The organism is Mesorhizobium sp. M7A.F.Ca.US.010.02.1.1 (genome assembly GCF_004023085.1).
Classification (GTDB): Bacteria; Pseudomonadota; Alphaproteobacteria; order Rhizobiales; family Rhizobiaceae; genus Mesorhizobium.
This window is the reverse complement of record NZ_RZRV01000007.1, coordinates 118,885-134,975: the sequence shown is the minus strand read 5'-3', so window position 1 is coordinate 134,975 and position 16,091 is coordinate 118,885. Positions and strand designations below refer to the sequence as shown.

Below are 16,091 nucleotides of genomic sequence, written 5' to 3'. Positions count from 1 at the left end.
AGAGGCGGTCGCCCGCCCTTTCTGTCATGCGGCTTGCGCTATTTCGCGGCCTCGATCTGTCCGCGGATTTCGCCGTCCTTGTTGGCTGCCGTGTGCAAATTGACATAGTCCTTGCCGCCCATCAGGTCGGCGGCCTGCGCGTCGGCCAGCACAGCCGATCCCTTGATCGGGCTCTTGAGCTTGCCCTTGAACGGGATCGCCACCCCGGCGTTTTCGCCCATCGCAGCCGGGCCGTGAATGTGTCCCGCGGTCGCCGGCCCGCTGAGGCCGGAATATTTGACGTTCCAGCTGAGTTTCTTCGTGGCCGTGTCGAAGGTAAGAGCTGCGGTGCCCTTGCCTTTTGTGGTCACCGGCGGGTTCTGCTGGGCGCCGTCGAGCGTCGCTTTCAGCTTCACCGTCTCGGCCAGGGCCGGCGCTGCCGTAAGGAAGGACGCCGAGATGGCCAGTGCCGAAAGCATCGGCGCCAAGGATTTGATACGCATGAGGATCTCCGTTTGCTGATGACATCCAGCCACGGCTCCCCGGCGCGCGGATGTATCGGCACAACGCTTATAAGAGCGAATGGCTGCGCGCGAGTAACACTTACGTGCAAACTAATGGACCGCGCGATACCCCGGATACGGGGAGCGTCAGACCGCCGCCAGCGCCTGCGTCAGGTCGGCGATCAGATCGTCCGGGTGCTCCACGCCGATCGACAGCCTGACCGTGGTCTCCAGCACGCCGATGCGCTCGCGCACCTCGAAGGGTATGCCCGAATGCGTCATGGCCGCGGGGTGGCTGGCCAAGGATTCCGTTCCGCCCAGGCTCACCGCCAGCTTGAAGATCTGCAAATTGTTGAGAAAGGCGAAAGCCGCCTTCTCTCTGCCCTTGATATCGAAGGAGAAGGTCGAGCCGGCACCAGTGCATTGCGCCCTGTAGGTGCGGCCAGCCGGCGTTTCCTCGCCCAGGAACGGCAGGTAATGCACCTTCTCGACCTTGGCATGGTCGCGCAGGAATTCGGCGACCAGCCGCGCATTGTCGTTGGCCCGCTCCATGCGGATCGACAGCGTCTCCAGCGAGCGGCCGAGCATCCAGCAGGAATGCGGGTCGAGCTGCGTGCCGATCGCGCCGCGCAGCGCCTTGATCGGCTTGGTGACCGCCTTGCCGCCCATGGCGGCGCCCGCGATCAGGTCGGAATGGCCGCCGACATATTTGGTCAGCGAATAGACGGACACGTCGGCGCCATGTTCGATCGGCCGCTGGAACACCGGGCCGAGCAGCGTGTTGTCGCAGACGACGATCGGCGTCGACCCCTGGCTCGCGCCGATCTCGTCGGCGATCTTCCGCATCAGCGCGATGTCGACCAGGCTGTTGGTCGGATTTGACGGCGTCTCGATCAGGATGACCGACACGCGGCCCTTCGCGACGGCGGCGTCGGAGGCCGTGCGCACCGCCGTCTCGTCGACGCCGTCCGCAAAACCGACAGCACCGATGCCGAAACTGGAGAGCGTGCGCGTCAAAAGCGTCTCGGTGCCGCCGTAAAGCGGCTGCGAATGAAGGATGACGTCGCCCGGCCTGATATAGGCGAGCAGTGTCGTGGCGATCGCCGACATGCCTGATGAAAACAGGATGCAGGCATCCGTCCCTTCATAGATTGCCAGACGGTCCTCGACGATCTCGCTGTTGGGATGGTTAAAGCGCGAATAGACCAGGCCGGACGCCGTGCCGCTCGGCGGCTCCTTGCGGCCGGAGGTGTAATCGAAGAAGTCGCGTCCTTCTTCCGCCGACTTGAACACGAAGGTCGAGGTCAGGAACACCGGCGGCTTGACCGCGCCCTCCGAAAGCTGCGGATCGAAGCCATAGCTCAGCATCAGCGTCTCCGGGTGGAGCTTGTGGTTGCCGATATGGGTTTTCGACGGGCGTGGCGCGGTCATGATCTTTCCTGCCTTTTTCGAGTGATATCGCGCGGCAATTTATGCGATCCTCATCCGCCAGTCCTTGCTATTTTCAAGCTGATATGACTGCACTCCCGCAACGAATTGCTGAATGGGCGCAAAAATGCAGCAGAAGATAGCCGATGATTTCGACCGCAAGATCCTGCGCGAACTGCAGGCAGACGCCCGCATCACCAACAACGAGCTTGCCGAGCGGATCGGCCTGTCGCCGTCGCCCTGCCTGAGGCGGGTGCGGCGGCTGGAGGAAACCGGAATTATCAGGGGCTACACCACGCTGGTCGATCCCTCAGCCTTCGGCTGGAACATGGTCGCCATCGCCACCATCCGGCTCAGCCGCCAGAACGAGGACGAGATCGTCATGTTCGAGGACGCGATACGCGGCTGGGAAGAGGTGCTGGAATGCCACCTCGTCACCGGTTCGCGCGACTATGTGCTGAAGGTGGTGACGGGAAGCCTTGAGAAGTATGAGCGCTTCATCAAGGAAAAGATCGCGCGGCTGAAATGCGTCGCCTCGATCGAAACCAGTTTCGTCATGAACACCATAAAGGAACGGCGCCTCTGACATTTCTGCCGGAGGCGCCGCGTTCTGGATAGATGTGTTGCCGACCAGGCTTACTTGACTGCCTTGTCGGTGATGGCAGTGGTGTAGGCGCCGGTCGGCTCCTTGGTGATGATCTTCTGGTCGAGCAGCGCCTTGGCGGTGCGCTCGTAGGTCGCCGGGTCGAGCTTGCCGTCGGCATTGTCGATCAGCTTTGCGACTTCGCTCATCATGCGCTTCTGGTGGTTCTCGTCCTGGCCGCCGCCGTCCATGACGATGCCTGCGGCTTCGTCATTGTTGTCGATGGCGTATTTCCAGCCCTTCATCGAGGCGCGCACGAAACGCACCATCTTGTCTTCGAAGGCCGGGTCCTTGAGCTTGTCTTCGGACGCATAGAGCCCGTCCTCGAGCAGGTCGTTGCCCATGGCCGAGTAGTTGAACACGGTCAGCTGTTCGGGCTTGTAGCCGGCGTCGATCAACTGCCAGTACTCGTTGTAAGTCATGACCGAGATACAATCCGCCTGCTTCTGGATCAGCGGCTGCACGTCGAAGCTCTGCTTCAAGACGGTGACGCCGTCCGGGCCGCCGTCGGTCTTGAGGCCGAGCTTGTTCATCCAGGCGTAGAACGGATACTCGTTGCCGAAGAACCAGACGCCGAGCGTGTGGCCCTTGAAGTCGGCTTCGGTCTTGATCGGGCCGTCCTTCGGGCAGACCAGTTCCATGCCGGCCTTCTTGAACGGCTGGGCGATGTTGACCAGCGGCACACCCTTTTCGCGGGCAGCCAGCGCACCGCCCATCCAGTCGACGATGACATCGGCGCCGCCGCCGGCGATCACCTGCTCGGGCGCGATATCGGGACCGCCCGGCTTGATGTCGACGTCGAGACCTTCGGCCTCATAGAAACCCTTGGCCTTGGCGACATAGTAGCCGGCAAACTGGGCCTGCGTGACCCATTTCAGCTGCAACGTCACCTTGTCGGCGGCCATTGCCTGGAACGCGGCGAGCGACATCGCGCCGGCCAGAACGGGAATAATCAGTCTTTTCATTTTTTTACCCTCTGAAGTTAGTGCCCTAAACCCACCGCCCCTATCCACCACGGACAGAGGGATGCCAAAACGTGACGGCTCTTTCGACAAGAGCGACCACGCCATAAAAGACCGAACCCGCAAGTGCTGCAACTGCGATTTCGGCCCAGACCATGTCGATGTTCATCCGCCCGACCTCGGTCGAGATGCGGAAGCCCATGCCGACGACAGGCGTGCCGAAGAACTCGGCGACGATGGCCCCGATCAGCGCCAGCGTCGAGTTGATCTTCAGCGCGTTGAAGATGAAGGGCGCGGCTGCCGGCAGCCTGAGCTTCAGCAGCGTCGGCCAGTAGCCCGACGCATAGGTGCGCATCAGGTCGCGCTCCATGTGACCGGAGGCGGCCAAGCCGGCGACCGTGTTCACCAGCATCGGGAAGAAGGTCATGATGATGACCACCGCCGCCTTGGACTGCCAGTCGAACCCGAACCACATCACCATGATCGGGGCGACGCCGATGATCGGCAGTGCCGAGACCATGTTGCCGATCGGCAAGAGGCCGCGCCGCAGGAACGGCACGCGATCGGCGAGGACCGCGGTGATGAAGCCGGCGCCGCTGCCCACCACATAGCCGAAGATCACCGCCTTGAAAATGGTCTGCCTGATATCGGCGCCGAGCACCGGCAGCGAACCGGCAATGCGTGCGCCGATGGCGCTTGGCGGCGGCAGCAGGATGAAGGGTATGCCGGCCCCGCGCGTCACCGCTTCCCAGATGATCAGTATCCAGGCGCCGAAGATGGCCGGGATGATCAGGCGCAGCGCGGTGCGAGCCCATTTGGCGAAGGGACGCAATGATGACAGCACCGCCACGCAGCGCCAGCCAAGCAGCCAGGCACCCGTGAGCAGCAGGAAATAGGGCGCCCGTGCCAGGCCCTCGAAGCCGGCGATGCCGCCAATCAGCAGCCAGGCGACCAGATGTGCGCCGATGAAAAGCACAACCGCTTCGACGACGGACGGTATTCTGGCCATCGTGATCAAGGCAACAAGAAGCAGCACGCCGAAGATCAGCCAGTTCGTCGCCACATAGGGGTATATCAACGTCCCTGAAGGCTGCGCCAGTGCATCGACTTTCGGCGCGGCGATCGGGCCGAGCGCCACAGCGATCAAGCACAGCGTGATCGCCAGCACCGCTTGCCAGGAGGGTTTCAGCCGGTTCATGCCGGCCTCCCGCCCATGGCGCGGTCGACGAGGCGCCCGGCAATGCCGACCACCATGACCAGAAGTGCCGCCACCACAGACCCAGCAACCAGCGCCGACCAGATGTCGATGGACTGGCTGTAGTAGGCACCGGCCAAAAGCTTGGCGCCGATGCCGGCGACAGCGCCGGTCGGCAGTTCGCCGACGATGGCGCCGACCAGGCTTGCCGCGACCGCCACCTTCATCGATGTGAACAGGAACGGCACCGAGGCCGGCACGCGCAACTTCCAGAAGGTCTGCGCACGACTGGCATTGTAGGTGTGCATCAGGTCGAGATGCATGATCTCGGGCGAGCGCAGCCCCTTCACCATGCCGACAGTCACCGGGAAGAACGACAGATAGGTCGAGATCATCGCCTTCGGGATCAGGCCGCTGATGCCGATCGCCCCCAGCACGACGATGATCATCGGCGCCACTGCCAGGATGGGAATGGTCTGCGAGGCGATGATCCACGGCATCAGGCTACGGTCGAGCGTCGCCACATGGACAATGCCGACCGCAATGATGATGCCGAGCGCCGTGCCGAAGGCAAAGCCGAGCAGCGTCGACGACAGCGTCACCCAGGCATTGTAGACGAGGCTGCGGTTCGAGGTGATAGGCCGCAGGAAGGTGTTCTCGAAGAAATTCACCGCCACCTGATGCGGCGCCGGCAATGTCGGCTTCGGCTGCGACAACGTCTTGCCGATGAGTTCGCTGAACGTGGAGGTCTCATTGGCACGGCGGTCGAGATCGCGCTGGAACGGTGTGTTGAGGATGACAGCGAAGACATACCAGAGCACGACCACCCCAGCGAGGATGGAGGTGACGGGGATGAGTTTGTCGCGGAAGGTGTCCATCAGCAGACCTCGCCGGACAGGCGTGCGCTCTGCGTAACGCGAGCGACCCACCAGGCGTTCGTCATCCTAGGGCGAAGCAAGGAGCGAAGCGACGCGGCGCAGACCCTAGGATCCATACCGTTACCTCTCCGCTCCGCAACGGTGCCGAACAAGGCTCCCTGTGCCTCGCCCTGCTTGGCCGATATTCTGAACCGTTTTTGCCCTTCGGCGCACGTCGCGGCATGGATCCTAGGGTCTGCGCAGGCCGCTTCGCGCCTGCTCCGCCCTAGGATGACGAAGGTCTGGTGGGGCGCTCCCTCTTCGCACTCCGCTTCGCGGCGCCCTAGGATGACGAAGGCGTGGGTGGCCGCTCGCTTGCCAGGGCGCTCAATCATCATAGCTATGCCCTGCCCGCAGCCCGTCGCGCACGCGCGCTGCGATCGCCAGAAACTCCGGCGTCTCGCGGATGTCGAGCGGCCGCTCTCTCGGCAGCGTCGATTCGATGATGTCGCTGACGCGGCCCGGGCGCGGTGACATGACGACGATGCGCGTCGACAGATAGACGGCTTCCGGAATGGAATGCGTGACGAAGCAGATGGTCTTGTTGGTGCGTCCCCACAATTCCAGCAATTGCTCGTTGAGATGATCGCGCACGATCTCGTCCAGCGCGCCGAACGGCTCGTCCATCAGCAGCAGGTCGGCGTCGAAGGCCAGCGCACGGGCGATCGAGGCGCGCTGCTGCATGCCGCCCGAGAGCTGCCAGGGATATTTCTTCTCGAAACCAGAGAGGTTGACGAGGTCGAGCGTGCGCTTGATACGCTCGCCTTGCTCCGCCTTGGACAGACCCATGATCTCCAGCGGCAGCCCGACATTGCGCTCGATCGTCCGCCACGGAAACAGGGCGGCGGCCTGGAAAACATAGCCATAGGCGCGTTTCTCGCGCGCCTGTTCTGCTGTCATGCCGTTGACCGAAATCGTCCCCGAGGTCGGCTTCTCCAAATCGGCGATGACGCGCAGCAGCGTGGTCTTGCCGCAGCCCGAAGGCCCGATGAAGGAGACGAACTCCCCTTTGCCGATGGTGAGATCGACATTGGACAGCGCCTGCACCGGCCCGTCATTGGTCTGGAAGGTCAGTCCGAGTTTGCTTGCCGCGACGACGGCTGGCGAAGTCCCCGTCATCGGCTGCCGCCTGCCTGTTTCCGTCCCTGCGGCGGCTGGAATCCAATTGCTTTTATCGCGACGTTGTTTTCCACTCGCCCTGTCCCATTGGTCTTGTCCCACTCGATCGACGCCCGGAGTTTCCCCGATGTCGCCCAAACCCACTTGTCATCTTATCCGCCCTGAAAGCACTTATGAAGGCAAGCAGGGATTGACCTATTTCGCCGGCATTACCGCCGAAACCGTCGGCGCCTCCGGCATCTGCATGCACATGCTCACCATCCCGCCCGGCGCGCGCGCCAAGGCGCATATGCATGAGAGCCACGAGACGGCGATCTATGTGCTCTCCGGCGAAGTCCACACCTGGTACGGCGACCGGCTCGAGCATCATATCGTCACCAAGGCCGGCGACCTTTTCTATATTCCCGCCGGCGTGCCGCATCTGCCGGCCAATCTGAGCAGCGCCCCGTCTTCGGCCGTCATTGCGCGCACCGATCCCAACGAACAGGAAAGCGTCGTCCTGCTGCCGGAACTGGATGCGCTGGTCGCGTGAGGCCAGCATCGACGGAATGGTCGCCATCGGCACCGTCACGAACATAATTGCAGCGGCCCCATTTCCTCAAGGCCGGGGATGGTGACGAAGAAACCATCCTCCCCCTTGTTGGTGACCATGACGGTTTCGATTGTCGTTCCCGCCTCGCCTTCCGCCGAACAGGTCGCGCCAAGCGATTGCGCGCCCAGCACCGATGTCAATTGCTGTGTGAACCGGCAGCCGCTGCCATAGGTCTCGACGCCTTCGGCGGTCAGCACGATATAGGCATCGCTCTCCTGATAACCGGCTTTGACGCCGGCGCAGCCGACATCATTGCCCCAGGAGCCGGCCAGTAGGCCGTCCGCTGCTGCCGGACCTGAGGCAGTTGCCATCAGGACCAACGAAATGAGCGCGGCCGAACGCGCCAAGCTCAAACCCCGGTCGCCGGGATGCCGGTGCGTTCCACCTTGCGCGGCGCGGAGATTTCCTTCCACGTCGACAGCGCCCGGTTGACCGCCGCATTCGGCTCGCGGCCGACGAATTCTCCATGCCCGGGCTTGGCCTTGATCTCGGCCTCCTGGATCGACAGTTCGCCACGCGAGAACACGAACCGCGGCAGACCGGTCACCTCGAACCCTTCGAACACGTTGTAGTCGATGACGGACTGCTGCTGCTTAGAAGTGATCTTCTTCTTTCGCTTGGGATCCCAGACGACGATGTCGGCATCCGCGCCTTCGACGATGGCGCCCTTTTTCGGATACATGTTGAGGATCTTGGCGATGTTAGTCGAGGTCACCGCGACGAACTCGTTCATCGTCAGCCGGCCAGTGTTGACGCCTGTGGTCCACAGCACCGGCATGCGGTCTTCGAGCCCGCCGGTGCCGTTCGGGATCTTGGTGAAATCTCCGACGCCGTTGCGCTTCTGCTTGGTGGTGAAAGCGCAATGGTCGGTCGCCACCACCTGCAGCGAGCCCGCCTGCAGGCCCGCCCACAGCGAATCCTGGTGCAATTTGTTGCGGAAGGGCGGGCTCATCACGCGGCGCGCCGCATGATCCCAGTCTTTGTCGAAATACTCGCTCTCGTCCAGCGTCAGGTGCTGGATCAGCGGTTCGCCGAACACCCGCATGCCCTTCTGCCTCGCCCGGCGGATCGCCTCGTGGCTCTGCTCGCAGGAGACATGCACGACATAGAGCGGCACGCCGGCCATGTCGGCGATCATGATGGCGCGGTTGGTCGCCTCGCCTTCCACTTCGGGTGGCCGTGAATAGGCGTGGCCCTCGGGGCCGTTGTTACCGGCAGCCAGCAGCTTCTGCGACAGGGCGGCAACGACGTCGCCATTCTCGGCATGCACCAGCGGCAGCGCGCCGAGATCGGCGCAGCGCTGGAACGACGCATACATCTCGTCGTCGTCGACCATCAGCGCGCCCTTGTAGGCCATGAAATGCTTGAACGAGGTGATGCCCTTGTCGACGACAGTGGCCATCTCGTCGAACACCTGCTTGCCCCACCAGGTGATCGCCATGTGGAAGGAATAGTCGCAGGACGCCTTCGAGGTCTTGTTGTCCCACATCTGCAAGGCTTCGAGCAGCGACTGCTGCGGCGCCGGCAGGCAGAAATCGACCACCATCGTCGTGCCGCCGGAGAGCGCCGCGCGCGTGCCGGATTCGAAATCATCGGCCGAATAGGTGCCCATGAACGGCATTTCGAGATGGGTGTGCGGGTCGATGCCGCCCGGCATGATATAGCAGCCGGTGGCATCGAACTCGTGGTCGCCATGCAGGCCCGAACCGATGGCCACGATCTTGCCGTGCTGCATCAGCACATCGGCCTGCCAGGTGCGGTCGGCAGTGACGATGGTGCCGTTTCGGATGACTTTGGTCATTGGTTGTTCCCTTGTTCTTGCCGCGCTTCTTACGAGCGTCGTTTGAAGGTAGATTCTAAGCTCACTCCACGATGACAGCCGTCTCCACCACCGCGTGGAACAAAACGTCCGCGCCCGCCGAAGCCCATTCCTTGCTGATCTCCTCTGCCTCGTTGTGGCTGAGGCCATCGACGCAAGGGCACATCACCATGGCGGTGGGCGCGACGCGGTTGATCCAGCAGGCGTCGTGGCCGGCGCCGGAGACGATGTTGCGGTGGGAATAGCCGAGGCGTTCGGCGGCATCACGGATCGCCTTGACGCAGCCGGCATCAAAGGTCACCGGATCGAAAGCACCGACCTGTTCGATCTCGTAGCGAATGTCGAGTGCATCGCAGATCGTGTCGATGCCTTCGCGGATGCGGCCATCCATCGCGTCCAGCACTTCCTTTTCCGGCGAGCGGATATCAACGGTGAAGACGGTGCGCCCGGCGATGATGTTGCGCGAATTGGGATAGACCTCCATGTGGCCGACCGCGCCGACGGCATCGGGCTGGTAGTCCATGGCTATCTCGTGCACCAGTTCGATCACCCGCGCCATGCCGAGCCCGGCATTGCGGCGCTTGGGCATCGGCGTCGAGCCGGTGTGGGCTTCCTTGCCGGTCAGCGTCACCTGCAGCCATTTAAGGCCTTGGCCATGGGTGACGACACCAATGTCGATATCTTCGTCCTCGAGGATCGGACCCTGTTCGATATGCAGTTCGAAGAAGGCGTGGATCTTACGGTCGCCGACCTTCTCGCTGCCTTTCCAGCCGATGCGCTCGAGTTCCTCGCCGAATTTCTTGCCCTGTTTGTCGACATGCCCGTACACATCGGCCTGGTCGAGCACGCCGGCGAACACGCCGGACGCCATCATCGCCGGCGCGAAGCGCGAGCCCTCCTCGTTCGTCCAGTTGGTGACGACGATCGGATGTTTGGTCTTGATGCCGAGATCGTTGAGAGAGCGCACCACTTCAAGCCCACCCAGCACGCCGAGCACGCCGTCATACTTGCCGCCGGTCGGCTGCGTATCGAGATGGCTGCCGACATAGACCGGCGGCAGGCTGGGATCGGTGCCTTCGCGGCGGGCAAACATCGTGCCCATTTCATCGACGCCCATTTCGAGCCCGGCCGCATCGCACCAGCGCTTGAACAGATGCCGCCCTTCGCCGTCTTCGTCGGTCAGGGTCTGACGATTGTTGCCGCCGGCAATGCCGGGGCCAATCTTCGCCATCTCCATGATGGAATCCCACAAACGGTCTGAATTGATTCGCAGATTCTCGCCGGGTGCGGCCATCTTGAGTTCCCATCTACACCAGGGTTCTTGTCGCCCCTTGAGTGATTTACAGCTTGACCGTATGGTCAGCTTTTAAACTACACAACCTGACCAAGCGGTCAACTAGAATCTTGGGGTAGACATGGCAGAACCCACCCGCCCCATGCGGCGACAGGAGATCCGACGAGAGAATGAAAAAACCATTCTCGTCGCTGCCGAGAAGGTGTTTGCGGAGGCAGGGTTCGGCGGCGCCACGATGCAGTTGATCGCGGATCTGGCGGGACTGCCGAAGGCAAATCTCCACTATTATTTCGCCACCAAGGAAGAGCTTTACCGGTCGGTAGTTCAAAACATCTTTGAAATCTGGCTACAGGCGGCCAATTGCTTCGACGCGGCGCGCGGACCCATAGACGGCATCAGTGCCTATATCGACGCCAAGATGGAAATATCACGCCGCCATCCTGACGGCTCGAAGGTCTGGGCCTCTGAAGTGATGCACGGTGCGCCGGTGCTTCAGGACTATATGGAATCGACGCTGCGCGAATGGACGGACGGCCGCGTCGAGATCATCAGGCGCTGGATCGAGGAAGCCAAGATGGACCCGGTGGATCCGCGCCATCTGCTCTATATGCTTTGGGCTACGACCCAGCACTACGCCGATTTCGGTCACCAGATCGAGACGCTCAATGGCGGCAAGCCGCTGTCCGACCGGCAATGGCGGGAAGCCAAGGAAAATATCAAGCGGGTGATCCTGACCGGGATCGGCGCGTTGCCCGCCTGACTGTAACCGTTCGTTGCAGCAAAAGATCAGGTCGGCGCGCTGCCGCACCGACCCCACCCGACCGCTTCGCGGCGACCCTCTCCTCCAGGGCGAGGGATATCGTGTCAGTCCGTCAATCGATGGACCTCAGCACTTCGCGCACATGGTCGATCAATTCGTTGATCTGGCCCTTGGTGATGATCAGCGGCGGCGACAGCGCGATGATGTCGCCGGTGGTGCGGATCAGGGCGCCGCGCTCGAACGCCTTGACGAAGGCCGAGAAGGCCCGTTTGGTCGGCTGGCCGGCGATCGGCGCCAGCTCGATCGCACCGATCAGGCCGATGTTCCTGATATCGATGACGTTCGGCTCGCCTTTCAGCGAATGCAGCGCGTCTTCCCAGTACGGCGCCAGCTCCTCGCCGCGGGTCAGCAGGCCCTCTTCCTTGTAGGTGTCGAGCGTGCCGAGTGCAGCCGCGCAGGCAATCGGGTTGCCCGAATAGGTGTAGCCGTGGAAGAACTCGATCATGTGCTCGGGGCCGGTCATGAAGGCGTCGTGGATCTCCTTCTTCACGAACACCGCGCCCATCGGGATGACGCCGTTGGAGACGCCCTTGGCGGTGGTCATGATGTCGGGCGTGACACCGAAATAGTCGGCGGCGAACGGCGTGCCGAGACGGCCGAAACCGGTGATGACCTCATCGAAGATCAACAGGATGCCGTGCTTGGTGCAGATCTCGCGTAGCCTCTCGAGATAACCCTTCGGCGGCAGGATGACGCCGGTGGAGCCGGCGACCGGCTCGACGATGACGGCAGCGATGGTGGAAGCGTCGTGCAGAGCGACGATACGCTCCAGTTCGTTGGCGAGTTCCGCGCCATACTCCGGCACGCCCTTGGTGAAGGCGTTCTTTTCCGGCAGATGCGTGTGCGGCATATGGTCGACGCCGCCGAGCAGCGTGCCGAACATCTTGCGGTTGGTGACGATGCCGCCGACCGAGATGCCGCCGAAATTGACGCCGTGATAGCCGCGCTCGCGGCCGATCAGCCGGGTGCGCGAGCCCTCGCCCTTCACACGGTGGTAGGCGATGGCCATCTTGAGCGCAGTCTCGACCGATTCCGATCCGGAATTGGTGAAGAAGACATGGTCCATGCCTTTGGGCGCGAGGTCGACCAAGCGGTTGGCCAGTTCGAAGACGATCGGATGGCCCATCTGGAAGGCGGGCGCATAGTCGAGCTCGGCGGCCTGCTGTTGGATCGCTTCGGTGATCTTCGGCCGGCAATGGCCGGCATTGACGCACCACAGGCCGGCGGTGCCGTCGAGCACCTTGCGGCCGTCGCTGGTCGTGTAGTGCATGTCCTTGGCGGACACCATCATGCGCGGCGCCTGCTTGAACTGCCGGTTTGCCGTGAACGGCATCCAGAATGCGCTGAGATCGTTCGGCGTGACTTTCAGCCGGTTGGACATGACCAGGACTTCCCCTTGTAAACTGTTTCGCTGCGCCCAACGCTTGGTCTTTGCCGCGTTTTCATGCTACGCAAATTTTTGACCGATTGGACAAACGTTAGCACCGCCCTCTCAGCGGTCAAGGATTACTAGCGGAAATGCGGCACCTGAAGTGCGTTCCACAGGCTAGGGAAAAACTGGTCCAGAGAATTGGTCCAGAGGACCCTCAACACGAGGGCTTGCAACGGTGACCATCGCCACGGACGCCCCTCGCCGCACCCGCATCCAGCAGGAAAAGCGCGAACTCATCCTGGAGGCGGCGCTCGAGGTTTTCTCCGCCAACGGTTTCCGCGGCTCGACCATCGACCAGATCGCCGAAGCCGCAGGCATGTCGAAGCCCAACCTGCTCTATTATTTCCGCCGCAAGGAAGACATCCACGAAACGCTGATGCAGCGCCTGCTCGACACCTGGTTGGCGCCGCTGCGCGAACTCGACGACATTGGGGATCCCCTTACCGAACTGCGCAGCTACATCAGGCGCAAGCTGGAGATGGCGCGCGACTTTCCGCGCGAGAGCCGGCTGTTCGCCAACGAGATCCTGCAAGGCGCGCCGCGCATCATGCCGCTGCTGGCCGGAGAGTTGAAGACGCTGGTCGACGAGAAGGCGACCGTCATCAAGGGCTGGATGCGCGCTGGCAAGATCGCCAAGACCGATCCGTGGCACCTGATCTTCTCGATCTGGGCAACGACGCAGCATTATGCCGATTTCGACGTCCAGGTCCGCGCCGTGCTCGGGCCGAACCGCGGCGGCGACGGCCGCTTCGAGGATGCGGCCCGCTTCCTGGAACAACTGTTTCTTGATGGGCTGAAGCCGAAGACCTGACGCTTCAGGCGCTGCGCCGCTTGGCCGGCAGTTCATCCAGCAATGTCTGCAGCTTGGCGATCGAATTCTGCTCGGCGAGCGGCGTGTAGACGATCAGCTTCATGTCCGAGCCGTCGCCGATCGACAGGCTCATATGCTCGAAGCTCATGGCGCCCGCGCTCGGGTGCCGGACATGTTTCACCCCCGACAATCGGTGCGCGACGTCGCGCTGCGGCCACCAGGCACGAAATTCGGGGCTCGAACGCGTCATCAACTCGATCAGCCGCTCGAAATCCGGATCGCCGACATAGCGGGCGCTCGCGGCCCGGAACGAGGCCAGCACGGTGCGCGCCAGTTGCTCCCAGTCGACCAGCAGGCGCCGGTGGTGCGGGCTGGTGAACACCATGTGGACGATGTTGCGGGCATCCCCTTCCAGCAGGCCATAGTCGCCGAACACCGCCACCGCCGCCGGGTTCCAGGCCAGCACATCCCAGCGCCGCCCGACCACATAGGCCGGCTGCAGCACCAGGCTCTGCAGCATGTGCAGCAAGGGGCCGTCGACCCTTTCCGGCGCCACGGCACGGCGCTCCGGCTGCTGGCGGTCGGCAAGGATGAACAGATGCTGTTTTTCGGCGGCGTCGAGGCGCAGTGCTTCGGCGAGTGCCGTCAGCACCTCGACCGAGGGCCTGACCTCCCGCCCCTGCTCCAGCCATGTGTACCAGGTGGTGCCGACGCCGGCGATCATCGCCACCTCCTCGCGCCGTAGTCCCGGCGTACGCCGCCTGAGACCGGTGGCGATGCCGGTGGCCGAGGGCGTCAGCCTTTCGCGGCGCGAGCGCAGGAAGGCGCCGAGTTCGCGCCGGCGGCTGTCTTCAGCGGAGTGGTTTGGGGCCGCGTGGGGTTGGGACTCCATGCGCCCAGTATAGCAGTATTGATACCAGGATAAAGTTTGAACTGTTTGGCTCGCGCCAACTGTCCCATCTTCCGTTCAGAGCAACAGAACGGAGGCTCTGAACATGGAACTCAAAGACAAGACGATCCTCATCACCGGTTCGACCGATGGCGTCGGCCGCGTCGTCGCGCAACGGCTCGGCGCCGCGAGCGCCCGTGTGATGGTGCATGGCCGCGATGCGAGGCGCGGCAAGGCTGTTGTCACCGAGATCGAAGCGGCCGGCGGCATGGCGGAGCTTCTGGTCGCCGACCTCTCTTCGCTGGCCGAAGTGCGCCGGCTTGCCGAGGCGGTGCGCGCCCGGACGGGCCGGCTCGACATCCTCGTCAACAATGCCGGAATCGGCACGGCGGGCCAGGGTGCCAAAAGGCAGGTCAGCGCCGACGGCTACGAACTGCGCTTCGCGGTCAACTACCTCGCCGGTTTTCTGCTGACATCGGAGCTTCTGCCGTTGCTGAAGGCGAGTGCGCCGGCCCGCATCGTCAATGTCGCCTCGGCCGGACAGCAGGCGGTCGATTTCAGCGATGTCATGCTGACCCGCTTCTATGACGGCGAGCGCGCCTATTGCCAGAGCAAGCTGGCGCAGATCCTGTTCACCGTCGATTTGGCCGAACAGTTGAAAGGTACCGGCGTCACCGTCAACGCGCTGCACCCAGCGAGTTACATGAATACCACCATGGTCCGGCAGGCTGGTGTGACGCCGTGGAGTTCGGTCGAGACCGGTGCCGAGGCCATCCTCAACCTCGCCGCCTCACCCGCGCTCGACGGAAAAAGCGGCCTCTATTTCGACGGCCTGCGGGAATCCCGTGCCGACGCCCAGGCTTATGACGCCAAGGCAAGGCAACGGCTGCGAAGCTTGAGCCTCGATCTCATCGACCCGGCCTCCCTCACATCGAAGGAACAGCATTGATGACCAAGACAATCGAACACACCGTCGTCATCGGCGGCTCGTCCGGCATCGGCCTGGCGACGGCACGCAAGTTGCTCGGCCCGGACATGAAGGTGACCATCACCGGGCGCAACGAGGAGAAACTGAAGAGCGCTTGGAAAAGCCTTGGCGGCGCTGCCGGGAAGGCTGCTTTCGACGCCGCGAAGCCGGACGAGGTCCGCCAGTTCTTCGAGAGCCTCGGGCCTTTCGACCATCTGGTGCTGGCGGCCAGCGGCGGCAAGGGCCTCGGCCCCTTCCCGACGCTTGACCTGAGCGACATCGGCAGTGGCGTGGAGGAAAAGGTCCGCCCGCAGCTGTCTTGCCTGCAGGCCGCCTTGCCGACACTCAACAAGGCCGGCTCGGTCACCTTCATCTCGGCGGTGTCGGCGCAGCTCGCGGCGCCGGGCGTCGCCGGTATCGCCGCCATCAACGGCATGCTGTTGACCGTGGTGCCGATCCTGGCGGTGGAACTGAAGCCGCTGCGCGTCAATGTCGTGGCGCCGGGCGTCATCGACACGCCATGGTGGGATTTTCTGGCCGAGGAGCAAAAGCAAACGATCTTTGCCGACTATGCCGGCAAGACCCCGGTCGGCCGCGTCGGCCGGGCCGAAGACGTAGCCGACGCAATCGCCTTCCTCGTCTCCAACGGCTTCATGACCGGCCAGGTGCTGACCTGCGATGGCGGCCTGCGATTTGCGGCATAGGAACAGCGATTATCGGG

The 16,091-nt window shown here is 63.0% G+C and carries 17 protein-coding genes; 6 read left to right on the top strand and 11 right to left on the bottom strand.

The genetic code is table 11. The annotated features are described in order from the left end of the window. Positions 1–38 precede the first annotated feature (38 nt). Both EOA19_RS10045 and EOA19_RS10040 read right to left on the bottom strand, forming a co-directional pair. Positions 39–482 (bottom strand): CHRD domain-containing protein, encoded by a 444-nt coding sequence (locus EOA19_RS10045; RefSeq protein WP_128303460.1) that lies wholly within the window; start codon positions 480–482, stop codon positions 39–41. A 147-nt stretch (positions 483–629) separates the two neighbouring features. Further along, positions 630–1,913, bottom strand: a complete 1,284-nt coding sequence (locus EOA19_RS10040; RefSeq protein WP_128303459.1) for a cystathionine gamma-synthase family protein — start codon at positions 1,911–1,913, stop codon at positions 630–632. A gap of 124 nt (positions 1,914–2,037) precedes the next feature. On the opposite strand from EOA19_RS10040, the gene EOA19_RS10035 reads away from it, so the two are divergent. Then, positions 2,038–2,496: an Lrp/AsnC family transcriptional regulator gene (locus tag EOA19_RS10035; protein ID WP_128303458.1), complete on the top strand. Its 459-nt coding sequence runs from the start codon at positions 2,038–2,040 to the stop codon at positions 2,494–2,496. 50 nt (positions 2,497–2,546) lie between these two features. Here the strand turns inward: EOA19_RS10035 and EOA19_RS10030 are convergent, their stop codons facing one another. The 4 genes from EOA19_RS10030 to EOA19_RS10010 all read right to left on the bottom strand — a co-directional run bounded on the left by EOA19_RS10030 (position 2,547) and on the right by EOA19_RS10010 (position 6,746). Continuing rightward, positions 2,547–3,518, bottom strand: a complete 972-nt coding sequence (locus EOA19_RS10030; RefSeq protein ID WP_013894623.1) for an ABC transporter substrate-binding protein — start codon at positions 3,516–3,518, stop codon at positions 2,547–2,549. Between the two features lie 40 nt (positions 3,519–3,558). Next, positions 3,559–4,713: an ABC transporter permease gene (locus tag EOA19_RS10025; RefSeq protein ID WP_023813183.1), complete on the bottom strand. Its 1,155-nt coding sequence runs from the start codon at positions 4,711–4,713 to the stop codon at positions 3,559–3,561. Continuing rightward, a complete protein-coding gene (locus EOA19_RS10020; RefSeq protein ID WP_023813184.1) occupies positions 4,710–5,588 on the bottom strand; it encodes an ABC transporter permease in 879 nt (292 codons plus the stop codon). The genes EOA19_RS10025 and EOA19_RS10020 overlap by 4 nt, the downstream gene beginning before the upstream one ends. Positions 5,589–5,954: 366 nt before the next feature. Further along, positions 5,955–6,746, bottom strand: a complete 792-nt coding sequence (locus EOA19_RS10010) for an ABC transporter ATP-binding protein (RefSeq protein ID WP_023813186.1) — start codon at positions 6,744–6,746, stop codon at positions 5,955–5,957. A gap of 127 nt (positions 6,747–6,873) precedes the next feature. On the opposite strand from EOA19_RS10010, the gene EOA19_RS10005 reads away from it, so the two are divergent. Then, complete coding sequence (locus EOA19_RS10005) at positions 6,874–7,278, top strand: cupin domain-containing protein (RefSeq protein WP_127296050.1); 405 nt, start codon at positions 6,874–6,876, stop codon at positions 7,276–7,278. Positions 7,279–7,313: 35 nt separating this feature from the next. On the opposite strand, the gene EOA19_RS10000 is transcribed toward EOA19_RS10005, so the two are convergent. The 3 genes from EOA19_RS10000 to EOA19_RS09990 all read right to left on the bottom strand — a co-directional run bounded on the left by EOA19_RS10000 (position 7,314) and on the right by EOA19_RS09990 (position 10,451). Further along, entirely contained in the window at positions 7,314–7,685 is a 372-nt protein-coding gene (locus EOA19_RS10000) for a hypothetical protein (RefSeq protein ID WP_023813188.1), read from the bottom strand. Positions 7,686–7,687: 2 nt separating this feature from the next. Next, on the bottom strand, positions 7,688–9,139 hold the full coding sequence (gene hydA, locus EOA19_RS09995) for a dihydropyrimidinase (protein WP_128303457.1): 1,452 nt from the start codon (positions 9,137–9,139) through the stop codon (positions 7,688–7,690). A 61-nt stretch (positions 9,140–9,200) separates the two neighbouring features. Then, positions 9,201–10,451: a Zn-dependent hydrolase gene (locus tag EOA19_RS09990; RefSeq protein WP_128303456.1), complete on the bottom strand. Its 1,251-nt coding sequence runs from the start codon at positions 10,449–10,451 to the stop codon at positions 9,201–9,203. 121 nt (positions 10,452–10,572) lie between these two features. Here EOA19_RS09990 and EOA19_RS09985 point away from each other — a divergent pair, with 121 nt between their 5' ends. Continuing rightward, positions 10,573–11,211 carry a TetR/AcrR family transcriptional regulator gene (locus tag EOA19_RS09985; RefSeq protein WP_013530908.1) on the top strand — a complete coding sequence of 213 codons (639 nt, stop codon included), beginning with the start codon at positions 10,573–10,575 and terminating at the stop codon, positions 11,209–11,211. A 112-nt stretch (positions 11,212–11,323) separates the two neighbouring features. On the opposite strand, the gene EOA19_RS09980 is transcribed toward EOA19_RS09985, so the two are convergent. After that, the gene (locus EOA19_RS09980) at positions 11,324–12,652 is read right to left on the bottom strand and encodes an aspartate aminotransferase family protein (protein ID WP_128303455.1); all 1,329 of its coding nucleotides are present in this window, start codon (positions 12,650–12,652) and stop codon (positions 11,324–11,326) included. Positions 12,653–12,878: 226 nt separating this feature from the next. Here EOA19_RS09980 and EOA19_RS09975 point away from each other — a divergent pair, with 226 nt between their 5' ends. Beyond that, positions 12,879–13,514 carry a TetR family transcriptional regulator C-terminal domain-containing protein gene (locus tag EOA19_RS09975; RefSeq protein ID WP_023813192.1) on the top strand — a complete coding sequence of 212 codons (636 nt, stop codon included), beginning with the start codon at positions 12,879–12,881 and terminating at the stop codon, positions 13,512–13,514. A 4-nt stretch (positions 13,515–13,518) separates the two neighbouring features. On the opposite strand, the gene EOA19_RS09970 is transcribed toward EOA19_RS09975, so the two are convergent. Continuing rightward, positions 13,519–14,406, bottom strand: a complete 888-nt coding sequence (locus EOA19_RS09970; protein WP_128303454.1) for a helix-turn-helix transcriptional regulator — start codon at positions 14,404–14,406, stop codon at positions 13,519–13,521. 103 nt (positions 14,407–14,509) lie between these two features. Between EOA19_RS09970 and EOA19_RS09965 the strand changes: the two genes are divergently transcribed. Then, the gene (locus EOA19_RS09965) at positions 14,510–15,352 is read left to right on the top strand and encodes an SDR family NAD(P)-dependent oxidoreductase (protein WP_128303453.1); all 843 of its coding nucleotides are present in this window, start codon (positions 14,510–14,512) and stop codon (positions 15,350–15,352) included. Further along, the gene (locus EOA19_RS09960) at positions 15,352–16,074 is read left to right on the top strand and encodes an SDR family oxidoreductase (protein WP_128303452.1); all 723 of its coding nucleotides are present in this window, start codon (positions 15,352–15,354) and stop codon (positions 16,072–16,074) included. The genes EOA19_RS09965 and EOA19_RS09960 overlap by 1 nt, the downstream gene beginning before the upstream one ends. The last annotated feature ends 17 nt before the right edge of the window (positions 16,075–16,091 follow it).

Bases quoted from the DNA above. Each gene is read 5' to 3' on its own strand.
- EOA19_RS10025 (WP_023813183.1), bottom strand. From the start codon at position 4,713: ATGAACCGGCTGAAACCCTCCTGGCAAGCGGTGCTGGCGATCACGCTG.
- hydA (WP_128303457.1), bottom strand. From the start codon at position 9,139: ATGACCAAAGTCATCCGAAACGGCACCATCGTCACTGCCGACCGCACC.
- EOA19_RS09970 (WP_128303454.1), bottom strand. From the start codon at position 14,406: ATGGAGTCCCAACCCCACGCGGCCCCAAACCACTCCGCTGAAGACAGC.
- EOA19_RS10045 (WP_128303460.1), bottom strand. From the start codon at position 482: ATGCGTATCAAATCCTTGGCGCCGATGCTTTCGGCACTGGCCATCTCG.
- EOA19_RS09990 (WP_128303456.1), bottom strand. From the start codon at position 10,451: ATGGCCGCACCCGGCGAGAATCTGCGAATCAATTCAGACCGTTTGTGG.
- EOA19_RS10010 (WP_023813186.1), bottom strand. From the start codon at position 6,746: ATGACGGGGACTTCGCCAGCCGTCGTCGCGGCAAGCAAACTCGGACTG.
- EOA19_RS10005 (WP_127296050.1), top strand. From the start codon at position 6,874: ATGTCGCCCAAACCCACTTGTCATCTTATCCGCCCTGAAAGCACTTAT.
- EOA19_RS10030 (WP_013894623.1), bottom strand. From the start codon at position 3,518: ATGAAAAGACTGATTATTCCCGTTCTGGCCGGCGCGATGTCGCTCGCC.
- EOA19_RS10035 (WP_128303458.1), top strand. From the start codon at position 2,038: ATGCAGCAGAAGATAGCCGATGATTTCGACCGCAAGATCCTGCGCGAA.
- EOA19_RS09960 (WP_128303452.1), top strand. From the start codon at position 15,352: ATGACCAAGACAATCGAACACACCGTCGTCATCGGCGGCTCGTCCGGC.
- EOA19_RS10040 (WP_128303459.1), bottom strand. From the start codon at position 1,913: ATGACCGCGCCACGCCCGTCGAAAACCCATATCGGCAACCACAAGCTC.
- EOA19_RS09980 (WP_128303455.1), bottom strand. From the start codon at position 12,652: ATGTCCAACCGGCTGAAAGTCACGCCGAACGATCTCAGCGCATTCTGG.
- EOA19_RS10020 (WP_023813184.1), bottom strand. From the start codon at position 5,588: ATGGACACCTTCCGCGACAAACTCATCCCCGTCACCTCCATCCTCGCT.
- EOA19_RS09965 (WP_128303453.1), top strand. From the start codon at position 14,510: ATGGAACTCAAAGACAAGACGATCCTCATCACCGGTTCGACCGATGGC.
- EOA19_RS09985 (WP_013530908.1), top strand. From the start codon at position 10,573: ATGGCAGAACCCACCCGCCCCATGCGGCGACAGGAGATCCGACGAGAG.